This is a genomic window from Bradyrhizobium sp. USDA 4506 (genome assembly GCF_054058795.1).
Window position 1 is genome coordinate 3,985,523 of sequence record NZ_JBSSBM010000002.1, and the last position, 20,651, is coordinate 4,006,173.

The window sequence follows — 20,651 nt, forward strand, 5'->3', positions numbered from 1 at the left end:
GTTCATGTCCCAGTACCGCATCAACCGCCTCGTCCTGACCGGTGCGCTGCTCGCGCTCGGAACGATCGCCAGCGGTTGCTCGTCGATCGACCGTCTCTCGCAGATCGGCGAGCAGCCGAAGCTGTCGTCGATCGACAATCCGACCACCCAGCCCGGCTACAAGCCGGTGCAGATGCCGATGCCGAAGCCCGAGGTCGCCTCCTACAGTCCGAACTCGCTGTGGCGCAGCGGCTCCCGCGCCTTCTTCAAGGACCAGCGCGCCGCGCGCGTCGGCGACATCCTGACCATCACGGTGAACTTCACTGACAAGGCCGCGATCGCCAACGAGACCCAGCGCAGCCGTACCAACTCCGAGGATTCGGGCGTCACCAACTTCCTGGGCTCGCAGACCATCACGCAGCCGAACAAGATCCTGCCCGGCCGCATCCTGACCGCCGACTCCACGGCCTCCAGCGACGGCAAGGGCTCGGTGAACCGCCAGGAAGCGTTGCAGACCAACGTCGCCGCGGTCGTCACCCAGGTGCTGCCGAACGGCAACCTCGTGGTCGAAGGCAAGCAGGAGATTCGCGTCAACTTCGAAATCCGCGAGCTGATCGTGGCCGGCATCGTGCGCCCGGAGGACATCCAGAGCGACAACACCATCGATTCCTCGAAGATCGCGCAGGCCCGCATCGCCTATGGCGGCCGCGGCCAGATCACCGACGTGCAACAGCCGCGCTACGGCCAGCAGGTTCTCGACGTGCTGCTGCCCTTCTGACGGCATGATCCCGAAGAGTGGAAACCGGTTTTCGGAAACGGATCATGCCTGAGTAGGACTTTTACGAGCTCCCACATCTCGTCGCGAACCTAGGCGCGGCGCGGTGTACCAACACGGCCCTCGCTAGCTCCCCTGGCGAGGGCCGTGGCTTTTTGTGACCGGTGGCGTGCGCCGGCGCGGTCGCCGCGCGCAGTCCGATACCGCTTCACGAAAGTCGCGCCATCGCCTTGTCGGTTCGTTAACCCTCGCAGCAGCGCACAGTAGAAGTCCCGGCGCTTGCAACGTAGGGAGACGACAACGCAGGGTTTTCTGTTTGTATGACGGTCATGCAAAGAGACGGACGATATGCGGCGTGGTTCCGGACGCCGCGGGGCGAAGGCACCGGAATAGTCCAGCTTGCAAATGGCAGGATCTCGGGCGGTGACGCCATGTTCATTTATGGCGGCACCTACCAGCTCGATCAGGACCGCTTCACGGCGACGCTGACGACGCATCGCTATGCCGACGGCCCGTTCACCACCGTGTTCGGATGCGACGAGGTCGAGGCGCAGCTGACCGGCTCGTTCAACGGCAACCGGGCGGTGTGCTCGGGCACGGCCAAGCAGGCCCCCGGCGTGCTGTTCGAAGCCACGCTGTTTCTGCAGCAACAGGAGCCGGAGCCCGCCCCCGGCCCAAGGATCACGACGACGCGCGCGGGTGTGGCGAGGCTGCCGAAGCTCCCGGGCCGGCGCACGACGGTCGTGAGCAGGCGTTTCAGCTAATCCGTCCGCAATCCCGATGGCGTCGCCACCCGGTCCGGCGTACGATCGCGCTTGCGCGAAGCGCAGCCCGATCGATGCAGCCGGAAGGAGGAACGAATGTATGCCGCCATCCGTCACGCCAAGGCGAAGACTGGTAGCGCCGAGGAGCTCGCGCGCCGGATCAAGGAAGGCGCGATCCCGATCATCAGCGATGTCGAAGGCTTCATGGCCTATTACGTGGTCTATGCCGGCGACGATACCGTCACCGCGATCAGCGTCTTCAACAACCATGCCGGCGCCGAAGAGGCCAACCGCCGCGCGCTGGCCTGGATCGATGACAATCTCGGCCCATTGCTGGTCGGCCAGGCCACCGCGGTTGCGGGTCCAGTGATCGTGCATACCAAGGCATAACGGCCGCAACCGGGTTGCGGGTCCGGTGATCGTGCATACCAAGGCATAACGGCCGCAACCGGGTTGCGGGTCCAGTGATCGTGCATACCATAGCCTGAAGGCCGCAACCGGCAAACTTCGCCCGGCAGAAGCTGCCGGCTGCGCGTCGTGCGCGCGTGGCGGCGTCGCGATCCCGTTGAAATCACGGCTGCAACGGATGGCACGCCATTTGCTCCACGATTGCAGCATTGCAATGGGGACTGCGCGCGCAGATGACGTCGATCTCGGCCCTTGGATCGGTCACCGCCAGCATGACGACTGGCACATTGAAGAAACCGCTGACCGCCGACGCCACCGGCGGCAGCTCGCTCGGCGACACCGTCGAGCAGAAGTTTCTCAAATATGCGCAGATCAGCCCGATGGACCGGATGCGCGCGAACATCCTCAAAAGCATGGGCATGTCGGAAGAAGATCTCAAGAACATGACGCCGGATCAGCGCGCCGCGGTCGAGCAGAAGATCAAGGAGCTGATCGAGCAGGCGTTCCAGAAGAACGCCGGCAAGGCCGGCCAGGCGGTCGACATCTCGGCCTAGCTTGCCTGCGCGGGAGCGCGACGGCCGCATTCACGCGTCGGGCCTGTCGCTCAGGACAATGAAGACCTTGCCGCCGAAGTCGTATCGCGCGACCTCGCGCATGCCGAGCCGCAGATGCGCCTTGAGCGAACGCGGGTTGTCTTCCCTGATGAACAGGATTGCCTCGCGGCCGGGGAACGTCGCCTGAAGCTTCGCGTACAACGCATCCAGCACGCCAAGGCCGCGCGCGTCCCGCGAGACGCACACCGGACCATAAACATACGCATCTGCCCGCCCCGGCCAGGCCTTCAGCATGGCCTGCACCGGCGGCGCCTCGCCATATCCCTTCTCCGACGTCAGGAGCGCGCCGAGCAGTCTGCCCTCATCGTCGGTCGCGACGACGATCGATTGCCCGCTTGCAATGCGCGTCTCGATCACGTCGCGCGGCCATTGCCCGAGCAGCATGCCACCGTGCTCCCCGTTGTTGGCCGTCAACAGCGCGGAGATGGCGTCCGCATCGGACAATGTGGCGAGCCTGGTCTTGATCATCGCGGATGGATCGCGAGCACCATGGCGGCGCAGCTCACGCCTTCTTCTTTGCGGTCGCGCGGGTACCCGCGGCCTTCTTTGCCGGCTTCTTCGCAGATTTCCTGGATTTGGCCTGGTTGAGTTCGATCGCAGCACGAATGAGCGTCTTCAGCGCAGGGGCGTTGATCTTGTCGCCCTCGAACAGATCGATCGCGCGCCGCGCATTGCCCTCGAAGCCGGTGTTGAACAGCTTGTCGGGGTCGGGCAGCTGCGCGCCATACATGAAGGTCAGCTTGACCTTGCCCTTGTGGGCGTTGCCGACCGCAATGATGCCGTCGCGCGACCACACCGGGCTGCCCATCCACTTCCACTCCTCGATGATCTCAGGATCGGCGGCGAGGATGCTCTTGCGCAGGCTGGCGAGCGTCTTGCCGCGCCAGTCGGTGAGGTCCTCGATCATCTGGTCGATACGTTCCGATGCCGTCATTGCTGTCTCTCGCGCCTCATCCGCCCCAAGTCGTCACGTCATGCAATCACACTTGGGACGCGGACGTCGATCCCCCATGCTGACGCCGCGGCGACAGATATGGCAACGCGAACAGATAAAGGCCGCTGAGCAGCATGAAGATCAGCGGGAACAGCGCTAGCAAGCCGATCCAGACCGCCTGCTGCTGCAGGACCATGGCGACGATGTTGATGATGACGGCGACCGTGAAGGCGATCGAGAGCCAGCGGTGCGATTGCCGGATCCAGTTGTTCCAGTTCAATGTGACCTCCTGTTGGTGAGTGAATGATCCAGCGTCATTGCGAGGAGCTCCCGACAAAATTGCAGAGCAATTTTGCGCTGAAGCGACGAAGCAATCCATCTATCCGTGTATGCGGCACGATGGATTGCTTCGCGGAGCCTGTCATCGGGCGGCGCTATGCGCCGACCCGTTAGCTCGCAATGACGAGAGAGAGAGGCCGTCAACCTTGCCGCGCCATCAGCTGATCGAGATTCTCGAGGAACTGCTTCCATCCGGCATGAGCGCCGCCATAGGCCTGCTTCTGATGCGGCTGGAAGCCGGACTGCTCGACGCGCAGATGGGTGCCGGTCGCCGTCGGCGTCAGCGTGAAGACCACAACGCTCTCGAGATTGTAGGCGGCATCCGCATGCACGAAATTCCAGGTGTAGGACAGCGTCCTGTGCGGCTCCACAGCGAGCACCTTGCAGTCCAGCACGCCGCCCCACTCGCCGCGCAGGTTGAAGCTGTGCCCGACCTCGGGCTTGAAGTCGTTCTTCATCAGCCACTCCTCCATCAGATGCGGTTGGGTCAGCGCGCGCCAGAGCTTTTCCGGCGGATGAGGAAATTCACGCTCGACGATCGCGGAACGCGTTTCAGCGGTGGTCTTGTTCATTGGTCCATCCTTTTGAGGAGATCTTCGAGGTGGTCGAACCGGTTCTGCCAGAAGCCCGCCATCTGGCTGGTCCAGTCGATCAGCGGCGCCAGCGCGCCGAGTTGCGCGCTGTAATGGGTCTGCCTGCCTTCATGGCGGTCGCGCACCAGCCCGGCCTGCTTCAGCACGCCGAGATGCTTCGACACCGCCGGCTGCGAGATCCTGGCGCGGGCCGTCAGCGCGCCGACGGTCTGCTCGCCCTCGCGGCACAGGCGCTCGAAGATGGCCCGGCGGGTCGGGTCTGCAAGGGTTCGAAACAGGATGTCGTGAGCGTCAGGCATTTGCGATCAATAACCCATTGGTTATGGATTGACGTATAACCAACCAGCTATGGATGAGTCAATCGCAAACTTCGGCGGCTCGACGGCGGCCGCGCCACCTGAGGCTTTCCGGCTCGATGGCACAACAAGACCGCCCGCGCCTTTCATAACCCGCAGGTTATCCGGTGGCGGCGATCGGCCCGTCGGGCAACTCAGGGCGGAACGAAGAGCAAAGCTCGGGCAAATCATGTCGCGAGAATGCGGAAGTTTGACTCACAGATCGCGCAACACATTCCATGTCGTCCTGGCGAAAGCCAGGAGGTGGATTCACATTCGAAGTGCAACACTTGAGCAAAGGACTCGGCAGGCGTGCGGTAGTCAAGGCATTTGCGCGGGGTGTTGTTGTAGGCGGCGATGAACTGGCGGAACCTGGCGGTCGAGAGGGTGACGAGATCCGTCTTGCGGGGAATAAAGCGGCGCATCCTGCCGATGGCGTTCTCGATGCCACCCTTCTGCCAGGGGGCATGGGGATCGCAGAAGAAGGTCGCGATCGAGAGGCGGTGCAGCGCCAGGTGACCGGCGAACTCGGTGCCGTTGTCGAAGGTAACGCTCTGGCGCAGCTCTTGTGGAAGGGGCGCGAAGAAGCCCACGAGATGGCGGGCGACACCGCGCGCGACCTTGCTGGCAAGGCGGATGCCGAGCAGCAGCCGCGAGGTGCGCTCGTGCACGGTCAGCACGGCCTGACCGTATTTCGAGAACATCATCAGGTCGGCCTCCCAGTGTCCGGGCACGCTGCGGTCGGCCACTTCGAGCGGCCGATTTGCCAAGGATACACGGCCTTCGATGAAGCTTGCGGGGCTGCCGCCCCGCTTGCCGCGGCAGCCGCGCTTGCTCTTGGCGCGCGGCAGATAGCGCCGCCAGTTGAAGTCCGTGGTGCGCCTGAGTTGGCCATAGATGAAGCGCTAGATGGTCTCGTGGGAGATCACCTTGCGCCCGTGCTCGCGGGCCAGCCGGCCAGCGACCTGCTCGGGCGACCAGCCGCGGCGAAGGCGTTGCAACACCGCGCGGCGCAGGCCGGGCTCCCGTTCGAGGCGTCCGCCCGTCCAGCGCCGCGCTCGCATCTGGTGCTGGGCATAGCTCGGCTTGTAGCCGACCTGGCTCCCCCGATTGCGCCTCAGTTCCCGAGAGATCGTTGATGGCGAGCGATCCAGAGCTGCCGCGATTTGCCGGACCGAGCTGCCATTGGCCGATAGGCAGGCAATCTCGCATCGGTCGTCCAGAGAGAGCTGCTTGTAAGTCCGCCCCATGGCAACACCTCCTCAAGGAAGTGTTGCACTTCGTTTGTGAACTCAGGGGACCCATTACCCCAGCCGTTTGTTGTTGCGCGACGCTGGGGCCACGATCCCGCTCATCATCAAGTGCGGTGGTTATGGATCCTGGCTTTCGCCAGGACGACGATCGTGTGTGTGTGGAATCCGCTCTGTCATCACCCGGCTCGCCGCCTCCGCTGAAGCTTCGGCGCGCCAAGGATGCATGGCCTCGTCGAAGCCTTGGCGAAGACGGGACCGGGCGATCCAGTACGCCGCGGCCTCTCGGCTCAAGCACAGCCGTCTCTGCAATACTGGATCACCCGCTTTCGCTTTAGCGGGTCATCACACCGCGCTGTTTGACATCTTGAATTGCGACTCGTCATCACCGTCATCCCTGCCTTGTGCGCAATTGCACATGGGAGCAGGGACCGAGCATGAAACCGTGTCGTTGCGGTGGCACTGCGCATGATCTACAACCTTTGCACGGACGCGATTGCTATTCTCGGATAATTTTACGGAGATTTTTGATGTGCCAGCTTTGCGAAATCGCAGCTCCCACCCAGACCTCCCGGCGCCGCTTCCTCGCTGCCGCGGCCTGCACCGCCGCCAGCCTCGCCCTTGCCCCGCCGGTTTCCGCCAGGGAAACCAAATCGCCGCCGAAGCCGCAGAATGTGCTGGCGCCGGACGCGGCGCTGGAGCGGCTGGTGAAGGGCAATCTGCGCTATGTCGAAGGCGTCTCGCGGCGGCATGATTTCAAGCACGAGCGCGAGGCGCTGGCCGGCGGACAGAATCCGTTCGCCGGCATCCTGAGTTGCGCGGACTCCCGCATCGCACCGGAATACGCCTTCGACACCGGCCGCGGCGATCTGTTCGTCTGCCGCATCGCGGGCAATTTTGCCAGCGACGAGACCATCGCGAGCCTGGAATATGCATCGGCCGTGCTCAACGTGCCGCTGTTCATGGTGCTCGGCCACGACAGCTGCGGGGCGGTCGACGCCGCCATCAAGTCGCTGAAGGACAACACCACCCTGCCCGGCCATCTGCCCTCGCTGGTCAATGCGATCGCACCGGCGGTGAAGGCGACCGAAGGCAAGGGAGGCGACCGGCTCGCCAACGCCATCAGGCAGAACGTCATCGACAACGTCGCGAAGCTGAAATCGGCAACGCCGATCCTCAGCGCCGCGGTCGATCAGGGCAAGCTCAGGGTGGTCGGCGCGGTCTACCGGCTGACCGACGGCAAGGTCGAACTGGTCACGGACGCCAAGCGCCCGGCGACTTGAAAGTCAGGTGAATTCAGTAAAGTCAGGTCAAGGTCGCGCTACACACTCGGTGTCGTCCCTGCGAAAGCACTAGGGGATGCACACATCTGGTGCGACGGATTGACTCGGGTCAGAGATTGGGGATTCCAGAATCGGGGGTCTCGGTGACTTCTATTACGGCACTTCGGCTTGGGCGGAGGTGCCAGCATGTTGTCGCGGATTGACTGGACGTTGGGCCGGTTCGAGGATGGTCGTCTCGATAAAGGGGGGCGGCGCTCATCGGACGCATGGTCGCGGGCAAGGATGTATGCCTTCGGCGGCTTTCCAAGGGAGACCGCGCGCTGGAGGTGCGGTTCAACCGCTTTCTCGGTAACTCCAAGGTGACGAAGGAGCGCATCATCGAAAGCTGGAGCGAAAGCACGGCTGCGGCGGTTACAGGCCGCCATGTTTTGGCGATCCAGGACACCAGCGAGATCCACTTCAACACCACGCCGCAACGCCGGCGCGGGCTCGGGGAGATCGGCAAGGGCAATCACCACGGCGTGCTGCTGCACCCGATGCTGGCGGTGGATGCGGACAATGGCACCTGCCTGGGACTTTTGAGCGGCGAGGTGTGGACGCGTGAAGGCCCTCGGAGCGTCTCGCATGACAGCCGCGACCTGTCGGACAAGGAATCGCAGCGCTGGATTGCCACCGCCCTTGCGGCCAAGCCGCTGCTTACCGGTGCTGCAATGGTGACCCTGCTTGGTGACCGCGAGAGCGACATCTTTGCTCTTTATGCCAGCGCAGCCGAGCAAGACTACCGCGTGATCGCCCGCAGCATGCATGATCGCAAGCTGGCCGACACGACGGGTTTGTATGCGGCGATCGACGCCATGACGGCGGTAGAGCGTCGCATCATCGAGTTGCCTGCGCGTGCGGGGCGGCCTGCACGTCCGATGGACCTCGAACTTCGCTTCGGCGCAATCGAGCTGGCCCGGCCGCAAAGCAAGTTCCTGCGCCATTTGCCGAAAAGCCTGCATCTGGCCATCGTTGACGTCCGCGAGATCAATGCCGATCCCAACGTCGAGCCGTTGCACTGGCGTCTTCTCACCTCTCACGAGGTCACCAGTTCAGACGATGCCTGGCGCATCGTCGCCTGGTACAAGCAGCGCTGGATCATCGAGCAGTTCTTCCGCGTCCTCAAGACGCAGGGCTTCAAGCTCGAGGATAGCCAGATCGGCACCGCCGGCCGGCTTCTCAAATTGGTTGCCATCGCTGCCAAGGCCGCGATCATCACCATCCAGCTCCTGCAAGCGCGCAACGGGAGCCAGCAGTCGCTTCACGTTGCCTTCAATCCCAGCGAGATCGATGCGTTGACCGCCCTCAATCAGCAGCTTGAAGCCAGGAACAGACGACTGAAGAACCCGCATCCGTCCGATCGTCTTGCCTGGGCGGCCTGGATTATCGGCCGCATTGGAGGATGGGACGGCTATCCGTCCTCCAAGCCACCAGGCCCCATCACCTTCAAAAACGGTCTCGATTACTTCCGCGCCGTCGCTCTCGGATGGAGCCTCAGAAATGTGTGCATGCCCTAGTGCGAAAGCAGGGACCCATACCCCGCAGCGGCTGTCGCGAACCGCGCTCGTCGCTCCCGCGCCGCGCAACAATCAGCATTCGTGGTTATGGGTCCCTGCTTTCGCACTAGCGTATATACATATCCTCCGCAGTCTTTCCGGAGTCTTCTCAAAGAGTTGGCCGAAAACCGCAGAGAACTTACTCATCTGCACTAGGGTTGCGCCCGCCGATTTCGGCTCTCGCCTAGTAGCTAACCCCTTGATGATGAGTCGGTTTTCTAGCCTCGAAGAGATGTGTAAATGCCCTAGTGCTTTCGCAGGGACGACGTCCTCATATGGAGGCAGGCTCGCACAACGTCACCTCACGTAAAGGCCGCTTCCACCTTGCCGAGGCCGTCGAGCTCCATCACGACCGTGTCGCCCGCGTTCAGCCACACCGTCTTGACCAGGCTGCCGGTCAGCACGATCTGGCCGGCATGCAGGCCGCGGCCTTCAGTAGCGAGATGATTGGCGAGCCAGGCGAGCGCGTTGTGGGGATGCCCGAGCACGTCGGCGCCGGTGCCGCGGCCTTCTTCCTTGCCGTTGACGATCGCGCGTCCCGCGACCGCGCGCAGATCGGGCACGGTGATGCGCGGCACCTCCTCCCCGAGCACGCAACCGGCGGCGAAGAAGTCGTCGGCAATCAGCGTCGGCGCGCCCAATGTCTCCCATTTGACGTAGCGGTCGTCGACGATCTCGATCGCGGGATAGTAGGCATCGATCGCTTCCGCGACCCATTCGGCGGTGAACGGCGCCTCGCTGGGAGCGAGATTGCGGGCGAGCCGCACCGCGATCTCGCACTCGACGCCGACATGGACGAACTCGGCCGCCGGCAGCCGCACGCCGCTGTCATGCACGACCTTCTCGAACACGCCACCGACGCAGGGGTGCGGGATGTTGATATATTCCTGCATCACCGCGCTGGTGCAGCCGATCTTGTAGCCGACGAGGCTGCCGACGTGTGGCTGCATCAGAGCGTGCAACGCGTACTGCACCTGATAGCCTTCGGCCTCGTCGCGCGGCACCACGTCCTTCGGAAGCGCCTTGAGCGGCGCCCGGCTGCGGCGCGCGCTGGCGATCGCCTTTGCGGCCGCGAGGACCCGATCCATCTGCGCAGCCTCCCTGGTGTTCTCGGCGGCGCGGTGGCGCCTCCGTCTGCTCGCTGCAATTCAGCACTCGCCGACGCGTCTGGCAAGCACGCTGCACGGGAGCTACCGTCAGGCCTTGACGAGGCCGAGCCGGATCAGGCTCTCGGCGGTCGCGACGATCATCTCCTCATTGCCGCGCGGGCGCCAGCCGAGCAGGTGCTGCGCCTTGGCGCTGGTCGCGCGGCGCACCTTGCCGAGCAGCGGCAGCGCGGCACGGGCCATCGGGTTGCGCCGTGCGGCGAGCCGCATCATCCAGTCCGGCGCCTGGAACCGCGGCACGCGCCGCGCCTTGCTGCCGAGCTTTGCGCGCAGCACCCGGGCGACCCCGAGGATCGACATGGTCTCGCCGGCGACCGCCAGGAAGCGCTCACCGCTGGCCTCAGGCGACATCATGGCGCGCAGATGCAGGTCGGCGACATCGCGGACGTCGACGAGGCCGAAATGGATCCGCGGCACCACCGGCATCGCGCCGTCGAGCAGCGCCTTGATGATGCCGATCGACTCGGAGAAATCGGCACCGAGCGCCGGGCCGAACACCGCGGTGGGGTTGACCACGGCAAGCTCGAGGCCATTGCCTTCGCGCCCCACGAAATCCCAGGCGGCGCGCTCGGCCAGCGTCTTGGATTTCGGATAGGCCTGCACGCCCTCGCCATCGAGATTGGACCACACGGTCTCGTTGAACGGCGCCGCCTGAGGCGGATGGCCGTAGCCGATTGCCGCGAACGACGACGTCACGACCACGCGCTTGACGCCTGCGTCACGCGCGGCGCGCAACACCCGCAGCGTGCCTTCCCGCGCCGGGACGATCAGCTCATTCTCGTCCTCGGGCACATAGGCGCCGAGCGGTGATGCGACATGCAGCACGTAGTCGCACCCGGTGGCCGCCTCGCGCCAGCCATCGTCGCGCAGCAGGTCGGCGGTGACGAAGCCGACCTGGTCGGGCGCCAGCGCGCCACCCTCGCGCAGCATCGCGATCACGTCGTTGCTGCGACCCGGATTGCGCACCGTCGTTCGCACCGCGTGCCCGTCGGCGAGCAGCTGCAGAATCGTATGCACGCCGATGAATCCCGATCCGCCTGTGACCAAAACCGTGCTCATGTCCCTGCCCTCTTCATGGTTCGGCGGATGGGCCCAACATTGCACTGCCCGCCCTGCACAGGCCGCATCTGGTCACTATCTGACCTTGGACAAGTAGGATGAAATTCGAGACCGGTATGGAAAACAATACCAGCGATATGTGTGACGGCGGTGAATGCGAGAGCTGTCCCACCGACCCCAATGTGCTGATCGAATTCAAGCACGCGATCCACGCGCTCGGGGGAAAATGGAAGCTCGAGATCCTGTTCACGCTGATGAATGGCGGCGTGCGGTTCGGCGCGCTGCGCCGCGCGCTCGCGCCGATCACCCAGCACATGCTGACCGCGCAGCTGCGCGAGCTCGAGCGCGACGGCCTGGTGGCGCGCAAGGTGCTCGCCGAGAAGCCGCTGCAGGTCGAATACGAGCTGACGGATTCGGCCTGGAGCCTGACGCCGGCTTTCCGCGAATTGCTGGCATGGTCGAAGACGTTCGGCCCGCGCCGTCAGGCGGAGGCAAGCGAGGCGATACTCGGAGCCGGGTTGGCCTGAATATCGCCTCGCCTTCAGATCGGCGTCCGATCACTCCATGCCAAGCGCCTTTCGGATCGCGATCTCGACCGGCGAATACGCGCCGTCCGCACGTTCCAGCCGATACGGTTCGCCGGCAGCGAGCGACGGCTGGGCCATGAAGCGCGGTGTCGTGCCCCGATGCTTCTGCGCGGCATGCACCAGCAACGGATGGCACAGATAGACCGTGCCGGCCTCCCCGGTCGCGAGCGCGACCTCGCAGTCGGCGCCGACATCGTCGAGCACCATGCGTGCGCGCCCGGCCTCGCCCGCCGGCGCGAGGTAGCGGGCCATCGGCCAATGCGAGCCGACCCTGATCCGGGTCGGCGCATCGTCCTCTCCGACGTCGGAGAACAGGAACAGCAGCAACAGCGCCCGGCCGCGCGAGACGACATTGGCCCGCCAGGCGGAGAAGTCGCTGCGCTCGTTGGGGTCGCAATCCTCGCCGGGGAAGCTGACGTCGATGTGCCAGCCGGCATCGCCGGGATCGTCCGGATGCGGGAAGCGCACCGGAAAGGTTCCGATGTCGTCGCGCGGGCGCCAGCGGCCGGGACCGGCGATCTGATCGAACGCCCGGTGCAGCAGCGGCGTGTTGATCGCCTGCCGGAACGGCGCGCCGCCGTAGCCGGGCAGCCGGATCACCGGGCGCGTCCAGGTCGCAGGGTCGTGCTCGCTGCACGGCAGGTCACGCCACATGATGGCGCGTCCCTGGTCGGCGAGTTCCCGGGGAAAGGCGCTGTCGATCCGGACAAAGCCCTGTTGGATGAATTGCTCGATCTGCGCGCCGTCAAGCGCACGCGCGTCGTTTCGATGGGTCATGATTGTCTCTCAAACTGTCGCCAGCCATCGATGCTCCGCGATGCGCGGAACCTGACCGGCTCATTCGGTTTCACTGGAATCCCAGGAGCGAAAGCTCGTGGGGCCGCTCAGCGCTTCCAGGAGGAAGCGGGATCAGCCCAGCAAAAACACCGAAGCGATGCTGAGAGCGCGTGTCATCATGGCGGCGCGAACGTACAACCGGTACGCGCCGGCAGCAATCCGTGGCGATCCGTCGCCACTATTCGTCGCGATAGACCTTCTCGCGCTTCTCGTGGCGTTCCTGCGCCTCCACCGACAGCGTTGCGATCGGGCGGGCTTCGAGCCGCTTCAGCGAGATCGGTTCACCGGTCTCTTCGCAATAGCCGTAGGTGTTGTCTTCGATGCGCTGGAGCGCCGCGTCGATCTTGGAGATCAGCTTGCGCTGACGGTCGCGGGCACGAAGTTCGATCGCGCGGTCGGTTTCCGAGGACGCTCGGTCCGCGAGGTCGGGATGATTGACGTTCTCTTCCTGCAACGTCTGCAACGTGACCTTCGATTCGCGGAGGATTTCATCCTTCCAGGCCAGCAGCTTGGCGCGGAAATAATCGCGCTGCCGCTCATTCATGAAAGGCTCTTTTTCAGTCGGCCGGTAGTTCTTCAGCTTTTCCAAAGGCAGCCATGTCCCTGTCAGGCGGAGGGAACACAACTCCTCCGCGCGGCGCCTTATATAGCCACGTCATGTGACAGACAATATCTGCCACCGCGAAAGGCGGGCCGCCCCCAAGGCCTTGCACAGGCAAACTTATCCGCCCTGCCCGGGGACGGCCCTGCCCCTCAATAGCCGACCGTGAAACGCCGGCGGATATGGGCCGGGCGCTCGATTTCGTCGGCGAGTGCAACTGCGAAATCCTCGAACGAGATCGAGCTTTTGCCGTCGGCTGCGGTCAGAAGCTGGTCGGTTCCGAGGCGGAACTTGCCGGTCCGCTCGCCGGCCACGAACAGCGCCGAGGGCGACAAAAAGGTCCAGTTCAGGTCCTTCTCCTGGCGCAGCAGGTCGAGGAATTCAGCCCCCTTGGAGGCCTCGGCCTTGTATTGGGGCGGAAAATTGGGGGTGGTCACCAGGCGGACGCCCGGCGCCACCTCGAGGCTGCCGGCGCCGCCGACCACGAGATAGCGGCCGACCCCGGATGACTTGGCCGCCCCGATCAGCTTGGCGGGGTCGCTGGCCAGGAAATGGATCGAACTGACCGCGGCATCGTGGCCGGCCCACAGCGCGGCCAGGGCGGCCTGGTCGTTCGCGTCACCCTTGCGGGCGGTGACATTGGGCAGGCTGGCGATCTTCTCCGGGCTGCGGGCGATGGCGGTGACGGCGTGGCCGCGGCGGGCGAGTTCCGCGGTGATACGCGAGCCGGCCTGGCCGGACGCGCCGGCGATGGCGATCTTCATCTCAAGTCTCCGATTGATAGTTTCCAATGGTGACTAGATAGCGAAAAGGATGTAGGTGTGAAGAAGGCACTCTTGCCTCACCTGATCACGCCGGAGTAACCGCGATGAAAGCCACGAGCCTCAAGCCGGACGCCTATGCCGCCAATTGCCCGACGCGCCAGATCCTCGACCGGGTCGGCGACAAATGGGCGGTGCTGATCCTGCTGCTGCTGCGCAGCGAGCCGATGCGCTTCAACCAGCTTCGACGCGCGATCGAAGGCATCTCGCAGAAGATGCTGTCGCAGGTGCTGAAAAGCCTGGAGCGCGACGGGCTGCTGCGTCGCCGGGCGATCGCAACGGTGCCGGTGACGGTGGAGTATTCAATCACGCCGCTCGGATCGACGCTCGCCGAAGCCGTCGATCCGCTGCGCGACTGGGCCGAACGGAATCTGAAGGACGTGCTGGCCGCGCAGCGCCGCTACGACGCGCAGCGCAAGGCGCTGGCGGCCTGAGGCACCAGCGGCGTCGGACAGGTGAGTTGATCGGGAGGAGCCTAGTATTGCCCGGCCTTGGCGAGCTCGACCTCGACGCGCAGTTCGATCTCGCCGAGCACGGCATCGAGACCGGGATCGCCGGAAGATTCCTTCAGGCTCGCCGCGGCGTCACGCAGCCGGTTCACCGTGGAGGAATCGAAATTGCCGGACAGCAGGCCGAGCTTGAGCGCATCGAGCACGTCGAGCGCGCCCTTGCCGCGGGCCACCGAGCGCTTGCGGCGCTCGGTCGGGTCCTCGACGCCCTGCAATGCGAGTAGCGCATCGAGGCTGGTGGCGGCCTTCGGCGCTGCGGTGGAGCGGACCTCCTCCTGCGCGGTCGTCGCATCCGGCAGCGAGAAGCCGCTCGACGAGGTGCGCCGCGTGGCGCTGGTGGACGTGCCAAGCGTGGTGCCGTTCGGTCCGTAGATGCGCATCGTCGTGATGATCCCGCAGGCCTGAATGGGCCGAGCATCGCTGTTTTATGGTTAACGGCGCGTAAACGACCCGGCAATTTCTGCCGCCGCGCGGCAGTTTCGCGCTCCCTGGCGAACCGGAGTAAAACGACGCTCCGACAATTTCGATAAATATATCAACACATTGCCAAAGCGAAGCGGAGTGGCACGCAGCTCGCATGGTTAATGGCGGATCGCCGTCATGGGAGTGTCGCGCAATCCGCGAGTTCAGTTCGAGGGGAGCATCGGGATGCCCGGCATCCGCATCGCAAATCTGTTCGGAGTGGCCTGCGCCGCGTTGCTGGCGCTGGCGGCCTCCGTCATGCCGGCGGCCGCGACGTCGCGGATCAAGGATCTCGCCAATATCGAGGGCGTGCGCCAGAACCAGCTGATCGGCTACGGCCTCGTGGTCGGCCTCAACGGCACCGGCGATACGCTCAACAACATCCCCTTCACCAAGCAATCGCTGCAAGCGATGCTCGAGCGCATGGGCGTCAACATCCGCGGCGCAACCATCCGCACCGGCAACGTCGCCGCCGTGATGGTGACCGGCAATCTGCCGGCGTTCGGCACCCAGGGCACGCGCATGGACGTCACCGTCTCGGCGCTCGGCGATGCCAAGAACCTGCAGGGCGGCACCCTGCTCGTCACCCCCCTGCTCGGCGCCGACGGCAATGTCTATGCGGTGGCGCAGGGATCGGTGGCGGTCGCCGGCTTCGCGGCCGAAGGTGCCGCCGCCAGCGTCGTGCGCGGCGTGCCGACCGTCGGCCGGATCGCCAACGGCGCCATCATCGAGCGCGAAATCGAATTCGCGCTCAACCGCCTGCCCAATGTGCGCCTCGCGCTGCGCAACGCCGACTTCACCACCGCCAAGCGGATCGCCGCCGCGGTCAACGACTATCTCGGCGTCAAGACCGCCGAGCCGATCGATCCCTCCACGGTGCAGCTTGCGATCCCGACGGAGTTCAAGGGCAACGTCGTCGCCTTCCTGACCGAGATCGAGCAGCTGCAGGTCGATCCCGATCTGGTGGCCAAGATCGTGATCGACGAGCGCTCCGGCATCATCGTGATGGGCCGCGACGTTCGCGTCGCCACCGTCGCCGTCGCGCAGGGCAATCTCACCGTCTCGATCTCCGAGAGTCCGCAGGTCAGCCAGCCCAATCCGCTGTCGCGCGGCCGGACAGTCGTGACGCCGCGCACCAGCGTCGGCGTCAGCGAGGACGGCAAGAAGTTCGCCGTGGTCAAGGACGGCGTCTCGCTGCAGCAACTGGTCGACGGCCTCAATGGCCTCGGCATCGGACCGCGCGACCTCATCAGTATCCTGCAGGCGATCAAGGCCGCCGGCGCGATCGAAGCCGACATCGAGGTGATGTGATGGCGAGCCTGATCAACAGCACCACCGGCAGCATGCCGAACAAGGCGTTGATGCCGATGTTCAACGGCCGCCCCGATCCCGTGCTGCAGGACGCGTTGAAGAAGGTGACGCCGCAGCAGGCCGCCAAGGCGAAGGCGACCGCGACCGATTTCGAATCGATGTTCCTCAATTCGATGTTCTCGCAGATGACGACCGGCCTGAAGGGCGATGGCCCGTACGGCGACACCGTCGGCACCGGCGCGTGGCGGTCGATGCTGACCGACGAATACTCGAAGAATTTCGCCAAGGCCGGCGGCGTCGGCATTTCCAACGAAGTGTTCCGCTCGCTGATCCTGCAGCAGGCGAACAAGAGCTAGGGTTTCAAGGAGCAGCGCGATGAACCAGCGTCCACAGCAGCCGCGGCCAGTAGCATCCGCCTCCGCCGCGCGGTCCGCGACGTCGACGCCGCCGGACGTCGCGCGTCTCGCCAACGAGCTGACCGAAGTGATGAGTGGCCTGCTTGCCGTGATCGAGCAGGAGACCGAGTTCGTCCGCGCCGGCAAGATCCGCGAGGGCATGCGGCTCGAGCCGCAGAAGTCCGAGCTGTCGCGGCGCTACATGCTCGCGGTGGAGCATCTGAAATCGATGCAGAAGATGCTGTCGCAGACCGATCCCGAGCTGCTCGCGACACTGCGCCGTCATCACGAGACATTCCGCGCCATGCTGCAGGTCAATTTGACCGTGCTTGCAACCGCGCACGCCGTCTCCGAAGGCATCGTGCGCGGCGTCAATGCCGAGGTGCAGCGCCGCAACATTCCGAACACCTATACCGCGAGCGGACAGCGCGCCACGCCGGGCCCCCGCAACATGACGCCGATCGCGATCAGCCGCACACTCTGACGCCTACGCCTACAATTTAGCTCAATTCGACGCCGCCCCGGCAGCGCGGCATTCAGCGTGTTTTCTAACAGCCTATTGAGAGGTTCCCCGTAGAGTTGCGGACCGTGAGGGGTTGGGATTTGACTCAAGCAAACTAGTGCCTGTGCACTACGAGGCTGCCATGAGTACAGATTTCAGCATCAAGCCGGTGGGGGCACCGGTCGCGGCGCCGATGGTCTCTCCCACGAGCGATACGGCGCAGAAGGCGGTCAAGACTGAACTGCCGGCGAGCCAGAGCGTCACCGCTCCGGAGCCGAGCGTGCGCGTCACCATCGATCCCAACGCCGTCAACGCATCGATTTCAAATCAGGCTCCGTCGGTCAGCGATCAGGTCATCATCGACCGCGACGCGCGCGCCGTGGTCTATCAGGTGGTCGATAATCGCACGAATTTGGTGGTGAGGCAGTTTCCGGAAGAAGCCGTATTGCGCCGCCGCGCCTATTTCCACGCGCTCGATCTCAGCAAGGACGCGCCGACGCGGGTGCGCGCCACCGATCGTCGCGCCTAGGCGCGGAGCAACGACCGCTCAGGTCTTCTGCGTGGCGTAGGCCTTGTCGAGATAGGTCGCTCCGGTGGCCGGATCGGTGACGACATTGGCGATCAACGCCGTCCCCTGCTGCACCAGCGCGAACTTGGTGTCGCCGATCCGGAACCCGCCATCCTTGATCAGCACGTCCTGATACTTGCTGGTGCCGTCGCTCTGGTAGTGGACCTTGGCGCGGAAGCCATCGACGTTCGACACCGAGATGTTGAACGACTTGTTGTTGGCGTACTTGCCGCTCCAGCTGCCCTCATAGAGGTTCGGATCGACGGCCACATAGGGCGTCTTCGACGGGACCGTCAGGCCGGCGGCCTTGTAGTTGGCCGACAGGATGCTCAACACGTCGGCCATGCCGAGGGCTCCGTCAGGAATCGATCGATCAGCCGCGACCCGAGAGGCCGGCGGCGATATTGCAGTTGATATCGATCAGCGACTTCAGTTTCGCCGGATCCGGATTCATCTGGATGTCGACGGTCTGCTTCATCACGAACACGCCGATATTGGCGATGTTCTGGCGAATCTCGAGCGGCTGCGGATTGTCGTCGCCCTGCGCGGCGCTGAGAAAGATCGACCACAGCCGGCGGTTGAACAGCAACGCGTGATCGAGCGCCTTGTCGGGACCGTTCCAGTTCGTCTGGACTTCCTGCAGCTGCCGCGCGGCCTTCAACAGCGCCTGCGCTTCGATTTCACGTGGGGACGCCGTCGTCGTGGAGGTACGAGCGTAGGCCTGGGCTGCATTCGACATTCAATGACCTCGATGGGATGCGGATTTCTCGAGCCGCGAAGACGCAATTCTAGCGCCCGATATTTATGCATCCGGCGCCTTTAAATATGGTTAGCAGGCGTTACGAAATGCGTCGTTCTGACGGCATGGACAGACACCGTAATATCCCGGAGACAAAAGAAAACGGCGGGGTTTCCCCCGCCGTCCTCGAAGCACTTGCCGGCGCGTTTAGCGGAGCAGCTGCAGCACGCTCTGCTGGCTCTGGTTGGCGAGCGCCAGCGCGGAGACCGCGATCGACTGGCGGGTCGACAGCGCCTGGCTGTTGGCCGCTTCCTCGTTGGTGTCGGCCAGCGTCAGGTTGGACGAACCGGTCTGCAGCACGTTGATCAGGTTCTTCGAGAAGTCCTGACGGATCTGCACGATCGACAGGTTCGAACCCAGCGTCGAGGCTTCGCTGCGCAACGCGGAGCTCGCCGAGCTCAGCGACGAGATGACGCTGTTCGCCGAGTTGTTGTCGAGGAAGTCGGTGCCGGCGGTCAGCGCCTTCAGTCCGAGGCCGCTGGCATTGAAGGTGACGCCGGTGATGCTGAGCGTCGACTTGCCGGTCTCGTTGAAGGTCAGCTTCAGGCTGTCGCCGTTCAACAGGTTGATGCCGTTGAACGAGGCGTCCTGCGCCGTGGTCGTGATCTGCGCGATAGTGTTGTTGTACTGCGTCACCAGAGCGGCGCGCGCCGACTGCGAGGCCTGGTCGGCAACCGGCGCCGTGCCGGCCGCGCTGAACGTCGCGGTGCCGCCGCCGGTGTTGGTGAAGGTCACCGCACCGATCGTCGAGGACGCCGCGTCATTGGTCGTGGTGATGACAAGCTTGTTGGAGCTGTCGAGGCTCGCCGTGAGGTTGCTGGCCGCCAGCGACGTGTTCAGCTGCGCCAGCGACGTGCTGGCCCCGAAGGTGAAGCTGAAGGCGGGTTGGCCGGCCGAAGCCGCGATCGCCAGCACGTCACCGCTCTTGATCGTGGTGCCGTCGACGAGGTTGGCAGACGTGCCGCCGAGCGCCGCGGTCGAGGTGACCTGCGACCTGGTGGTGTAGCCGGTCGGGCTCTGCAGCACCTGGTTGGCGATCGACTTCGCGGTATCGACCAGCTTCTGCAGCGAGGTGATGCCGGTGTTGGCGGCCTGCAGCACCTGCACGCCGTTGCCGATGCCATCGAGCAGGTTGTTGATGTCGCTGGCGCGGTTGTCGAGCGACTGCGCGGTGAAGAAGTTGGTCGGGTTGTCGAGCGCCGTGTTGACCTTCTTGCCGGTGGCAAGGCGGTTCTGCGTCGTGGAGAGCAGATCGGCGGTGGATTGGAGGGAGAGGAGGTTCTGACGAACGGAGGAGGAGAGAATGATATCGGACATTTTCATACCTTTCTGGTGTGAAACTGAGGAAAAAGCCGCTCCAATCCTTTCTGATCGGGCGGATGGCCGATCCTGCGGTCTGGCCGCGAAGGAAAAAGAAATCTCCAGCACGGCATTTGAGACAAAGGCCGAAGAATAAAATTGTCGCCATTGGGCGAGGTTCGCCCCGAAAACTACTGAGACGACTGACAATTCCGGCTAGATAACGACGCTAGCGCCCGCCCCTCGTTCACCAAGCATTAACCATCATGGGAAAGGATCGCTGTCGCATCGGCCCCTGCCCGCAACGGCGGCTGCTAAGCAGTGCCGAACCACTTCGCTCCGCCAGCGAAGACATCGCGCGACTGCAGGCAAAGGAGAACGGTCATGGCCCTGAAGGTCGAACTCAAACCGAACGAACGCATCATCGTCGGCAATTGCGTGATCACCAACACCGACCAGCGCGCCCGCCTGCTGATCGACGGCGACCGCATCCCGATCCTGCGCGAGAAGGATATCCTGACGCCCGAGACCGCGGATACGCCCGCGAAGCTGATCTATCTGGCCGTGCAGCTGATGTATCTGTCGCCGGACCCGATGGCGCACCACCCGACCTATTTCAGTCTGGTGCGCGACATCATCACCGCGATGCCGAGCGCGTGGCCCTTCATCGAAAGCGTCAACAACTTCATCCTCAACGGCGACCTCTATCACGCGCTGAAGGAATCCAAGAAGCTGATCGCACACGAAGAGAAGCTGCTGGAAACCGCGCGCGACCAGCAGAACGCCGAACGGGACGACACACGCAAGAGCGCGTAGAGCTTCTTGTTTTGACGCGTTTCTTCGCGCGAACCGGCGTCCACGTCGCT

Annotated in this window: 27 protein-coding genes and 1 pseudogene; 13 read left to right on the forward strand and 15 right to left on the reverse strand. The window is 64.3% G+C overall.

Annotation, left to right across the window (positions count from 1 at the left end; genetic code table 11):
- Positions 1 to 4 precede the first annotated feature (4 nt).
- From flgH to ACVIHF_RS21215, 4 genes are all read left to right on the forward strand, one after another.
- On the forward strand, positions 5 to 757 hold the full coding sequence (flgH, locus tag ACVIHF_RS21200) for a flagellar basal body L-ring protein FlgH (protein WP_028337175.1): 753 nt from the start codon (positions 5 to 7) through the stop codon (positions 755 to 757).
- A gap of 428 nt (positions 758 to 1,185) precedes the next feature.
- The gene (locus ACVIHF_RS21205) at positions 1,186 to 1,518 is read left to right on the forward strand and encodes a hypothetical protein (RefSeq protein ID WP_456792457.1); all 333 of its coding nucleotides are present in this window, start codon (positions 1,186 to 1,188) and stop codon (positions 1,516 to 1,518) included.
- Positions 1,519 to 1,614: 96 nt separating this feature from the next.
- A complete protein-coding gene (locus ACVIHF_RS21210; protein WP_028337177.1) occupies positions 1,615 to 1,908 on the forward strand; it encodes a hypothetical protein in 294 nt (97 codons plus the stop codon).
- A 251-nt stretch (positions 1,909 to 2,159) separates the two neighbouring features.
- Positions 2,160 to 2,480, forward strand: a complete 321-nt coding sequence (locus ACVIHF_RS21215) for a hypothetical protein (RefSeq protein WP_253607868.1) — start codon at positions 2,160 to 2,162, stop codon at positions 2,478 to 2,480.
- A 30-nt stretch (positions 2,481 to 2,510) separates the two neighbouring features.
- Here ACVIHF_RS21215 and ACVIHF_RS21220 read toward each other — a convergent pair whose 3' ends face one another.
- The 6 genes and pseudogenes from ACVIHF_RS21220 to ACVIHF_RS21245 form a co-directional block, all read right to left on the reverse strand.
- Positions 2,511 to 3,008, reverse strand: coding sequence for a GNAT family N-acetyltransferase (locus tag ACVIHF_RS21220; RefSeq protein WP_076825662.1), 498 nt, complete (start codon positions 3,006 to 3,008; stop codon positions 2,511 to 2,513).
- Between the two features lie 34 nt (positions 3,009 to 3,042).
- Complete coding sequence (locus ACVIHF_RS21225) at positions 3,043 to 3,474, reverse strand: DUF1801 domain-containing protein (RefSeq protein ID WP_253607867.1); 432 nt, start codon at positions 3,472 to 3,474, stop codon at positions 3,043 to 3,045.
- Positions 3,475 to 3,520: 46 nt separating this feature from the next.
- On the reverse strand, positions 3,521 to 3,754 hold the full coding sequence (locus ACVIHF_RS21230; protein ID WP_076825666.1) for a hypothetical protein: 234 nt from the start codon (positions 3,752 to 3,754) through the stop codon (positions 3,521 to 3,523).
- Positions 3,755 to 3,953: 199 nt separating this feature from the next.
- Entirely contained in the window at positions 3,954 to 4,385 is a 432-nt protein-coding gene (locus ACVIHF_RS21235) for an SRPBCC family protein (RefSeq protein ID WP_057018633.1), read from the reverse strand.
- On the reverse strand, positions 4,382 to 4,705 hold the full coding sequence (locus ACVIHF_RS21240) for an ArsR/SmtB family transcription factor (protein WP_016846748.1): 324 nt from the start codon (positions 4,703 to 4,705) through the stop codon (positions 4,382 to 4,384). Before ACVIHF_RS21240 ends, ACVIHF_RS21235 begins: the two co-directional genes overlap by 4 nt.
- Positions 4,706 to 4,929: 224 nt before the next feature.
- Positions 4,930 to 5,991: pseudogene (locus ACVIHF_RS21245) on the reverse strand (IS30 family transposase).
- 530 nt (positions 5,992 to 6,521) lie between these two features.
- Here ACVIHF_RS21245 and ACVIHF_RS21250 point away from each other — a divergent pair.
- A complete protein-coding gene (locus ACVIHF_RS21250) occupies positions 6,522 to 7,274 on the forward strand; it encodes a carbonic anhydrase (RefSeq protein ID WP_057018635.1) in 753 nt (250 codons plus the stop codon).
- A gap of 266 nt (positions 7,275 to 7,540) precedes the next feature.
- Positions 7,541 to 8,830: an IS4 family transposase gene (locus ACVIHF_RS21255; RefSeq protein ID WP_225642830.1), complete on the forward strand. Its 1,290-nt coding sequence runs from the start codon at positions 7,541 to 7,543 to the stop codon at positions 8,828 to 8,830.
- A gap of 341 nt (positions 8,831 to 9,171) precedes the next feature.
- Here the strand turns inward: ACVIHF_RS21255 and ACVIHF_RS21260 are convergent, their stop codons facing one another.
- Together ACVIHF_RS21260 and ACVIHF_RS21265 are read right to left on the reverse strand one after the other, a co-directional pair.
- The gene (locus ACVIHF_RS21260) at positions 9,172 to 9,957 is read right to left on the reverse strand and encodes a 2-keto-4-pentenoate hydratase (protein WP_057016665.1); all 786 of its coding nucleotides are present in this window, start codon (positions 9,955 to 9,957) and stop codon (positions 9,172 to 9,174) included.
- Positions 9,958 to 10,065: 108 nt separating this feature from the next.
- Entirely contained in the window at positions 10,066 to 11,094 is a 1,029-nt protein-coding gene (locus tag ACVIHF_RS21265) for an SDR family oxidoreductase (RefSeq protein ID WP_456792458.1), read from the reverse strand.
- 98 nt (positions 11,095 to 11,192) lie between these two features.
- On the opposite strand from ACVIHF_RS21265, the gene ACVIHF_RS21270 reads away from it, so the two are divergent.
- The gene (locus ACVIHF_RS21270; protein ID WP_152977807.1) at positions 11,193 to 11,621 is read left to right on the forward strand and encodes a winged helix-turn-helix transcriptional regulator; all 429 of its coding nucleotides are present in this window, start codon (positions 11,193 to 11,195) and stop codon (positions 11,619 to 11,621) included.
- Between the two features lie 30 nt (positions 11,622 to 11,651).
- Here ACVIHF_RS21270 and ACVIHF_RS21275 read toward each other — a convergent pair whose 3' ends face one another.
- From ACVIHF_RS21275 to ACVIHF_RS21285, 3 genes are all read right to left on the reverse strand, one after another.
- A complete protein-coding gene (locus ACVIHF_RS21275; RefSeq protein WP_456792459.1) occupies positions 11,652 to 12,458 on the reverse strand; it encodes a phytanoyl-CoA dioxygenase in 807 nt (268 codons plus the stop codon).
- Positions 12,459 to 12,696: 238 nt separating this feature from the next.
- Complete coding sequence (gene dksA / locus ACVIHF_RS21280) at positions 12,697 to 13,062, reverse strand: RNA polymerase-binding protein DksA (protein ID WP_170991616.1); 366 nt, start codon at positions 13,060 to 13,062, stop codon at positions 12,697 to 12,699.
- Positions 13,063 to 13,271: 209 nt separating this feature from the next.
- The gene (locus tag ACVIHF_RS21285; protein ID WP_456792461.1) at positions 13,272 to 13,883 is read right to left on the reverse strand and encodes an NAD(P)-dependent oxidoreductase; all 612 of its coding nucleotides are present in this window, start codon (positions 13,881 to 13,883) and stop codon (positions 13,272 to 13,274) included.
- Positions 13,884 to 13,987: 104 nt separating this feature from the next.
- Here ACVIHF_RS21285 and ACVIHF_RS21290 point away from each other — a divergent pair, with 104 nt between their 5' ends.
- Positions 13,988 to 14,374: a winged helix-turn-helix transcriptional regulator gene (locus ACVIHF_RS21290; protein ID WP_028337693.1), complete on the forward strand. Its 387-nt coding sequence runs from the start codon at positions 13,988 to 13,990 to the stop codon at positions 14,372 to 14,374.
- A 41-nt stretch (positions 14,375 to 14,415) separates the two neighbouring features.
- Here the strand turns inward: ACVIHF_RS21290 and ACVIHF_RS21295 are convergent, their stop codons facing one another.
- Positions 14,416 to 14,829: a flagellar assembly protein FliX gene (locus ACVIHF_RS21295; protein WP_173637572.1), complete on the reverse strand. Its 414-nt coding sequence runs from the start codon at positions 14,827 to 14,829 to the stop codon at positions 14,416 to 14,418.
- A 268-nt stretch (positions 14,830 to 15,097) separates the two neighbouring features.
- Here ACVIHF_RS21295 and ACVIHF_RS21300 point away from each other — a divergent pair, with 268 nt between their 5' ends.
- From ACVIHF_RS21300 to ACVIHF_RS21315, 4 genes are all read left to right on the forward strand, one after another.
- On the forward strand, positions 15,098 to 16,222 hold the full coding sequence (locus ACVIHF_RS21300; RefSeq protein ID WP_038385504.1) for a flagellar basal body P-ring protein FlgI: 1,125 nt from the start codon (positions 15,098 to 15,100) through the stop codon (positions 16,220 to 16,222).
- Positions 16,222 to 16,578, forward strand: coding sequence for a flagellar assembly peptidoglycan hydrolase FlgJ (gene flgJ, locus ACVIHF_RS21305; protein ID WP_028337696.1), 357 nt, complete (start codon positions 16,222 to 16,224; stop codon positions 16,576 to 16,578). Before ACVIHF_RS21300 ends, flgJ begins: the two co-directional genes overlap by 1 nt.
- 19 nt (positions 16,579 to 16,597) lie before the next feature.
- Positions 16,598 to 17,101 carry a hypothetical protein gene (locus tag ACVIHF_RS21310; protein WP_092084913.1) on the forward strand — a complete coding sequence of 168 codons (504 nt, stop codon included), beginning with the start codon at positions 16,598 to 16,600 and terminating at the stop codon, positions 17,099 to 17,101.
- A 160-nt stretch (positions 17,102 to 17,261) separates the two neighbouring features.
- On the forward strand, positions 17,262 to 17,648 hold the full coding sequence (locus ACVIHF_RS21315) for a hypothetical protein (protein ID WP_253607861.1): 387 nt from the start codon (positions 17,262 to 17,264) through the stop codon (positions 17,646 to 17,648).
- An 18-nt stretch (positions 17,649 to 17,666) separates the two neighbouring features.
- Here ACVIHF_RS21315 and ACVIHF_RS21320 read toward each other — a convergent pair whose 3' ends face one another.
- From ACVIHF_RS21320 to ACVIHF_RS21330, 3 genes are all read right to left on the reverse strand, one after another.
- Positions 17,667 to 18,032 (reverse strand): hypothetical protein, encoded by a 366-nt coding sequence (locus tag ACVIHF_RS21320; RefSeq protein WP_016846761.1) that lies wholly within the window; start codon positions 18,030 to 18,032, stop codon positions 17,667 to 17,669.
- A 28-nt stretch (positions 18,033 to 18,060) separates the two neighbouring features.
- Positions 18,061 to 18,426, reverse strand: a complete 366-nt coding sequence (flaF, locus tag ACVIHF_RS21325; protein WP_016846762.1) for a flagellar biosynthesis regulator FlaF — start codon at positions 18,424 to 18,426, stop codon at positions 18,061 to 18,063.
- A gap of 207 nt (positions 18,427 to 18,633) precedes the next feature.
- Positions 18,634 to 19,803 (reverse strand): flagellin N-terminal helical domain-containing protein, encoded by a 1,170-nt coding sequence (locus tag ACVIHF_RS21330; protein WP_028337699.1) that lies wholly within the window; start codon positions 19,801 to 19,803, stop codon positions 18,634 to 18,636.
- A gap of 366 nt (positions 19,804 to 20,169) precedes the next feature.
- Here ACVIHF_RS21330 and flbT point away from each other — a divergent pair, with 366 nt between their 5' ends.
- Entirely contained in the window at positions 20,170 to 20,601 is a 432-nt protein-coding gene (flbT, locus tag ACVIHF_RS21335) for a flagellar biosynthesis repressor FlbT (RefSeq protein WP_028337700.1), read from the forward strand.
- Positions 20,602 to 20,651 lie beyond the last annotated feature (50 nt).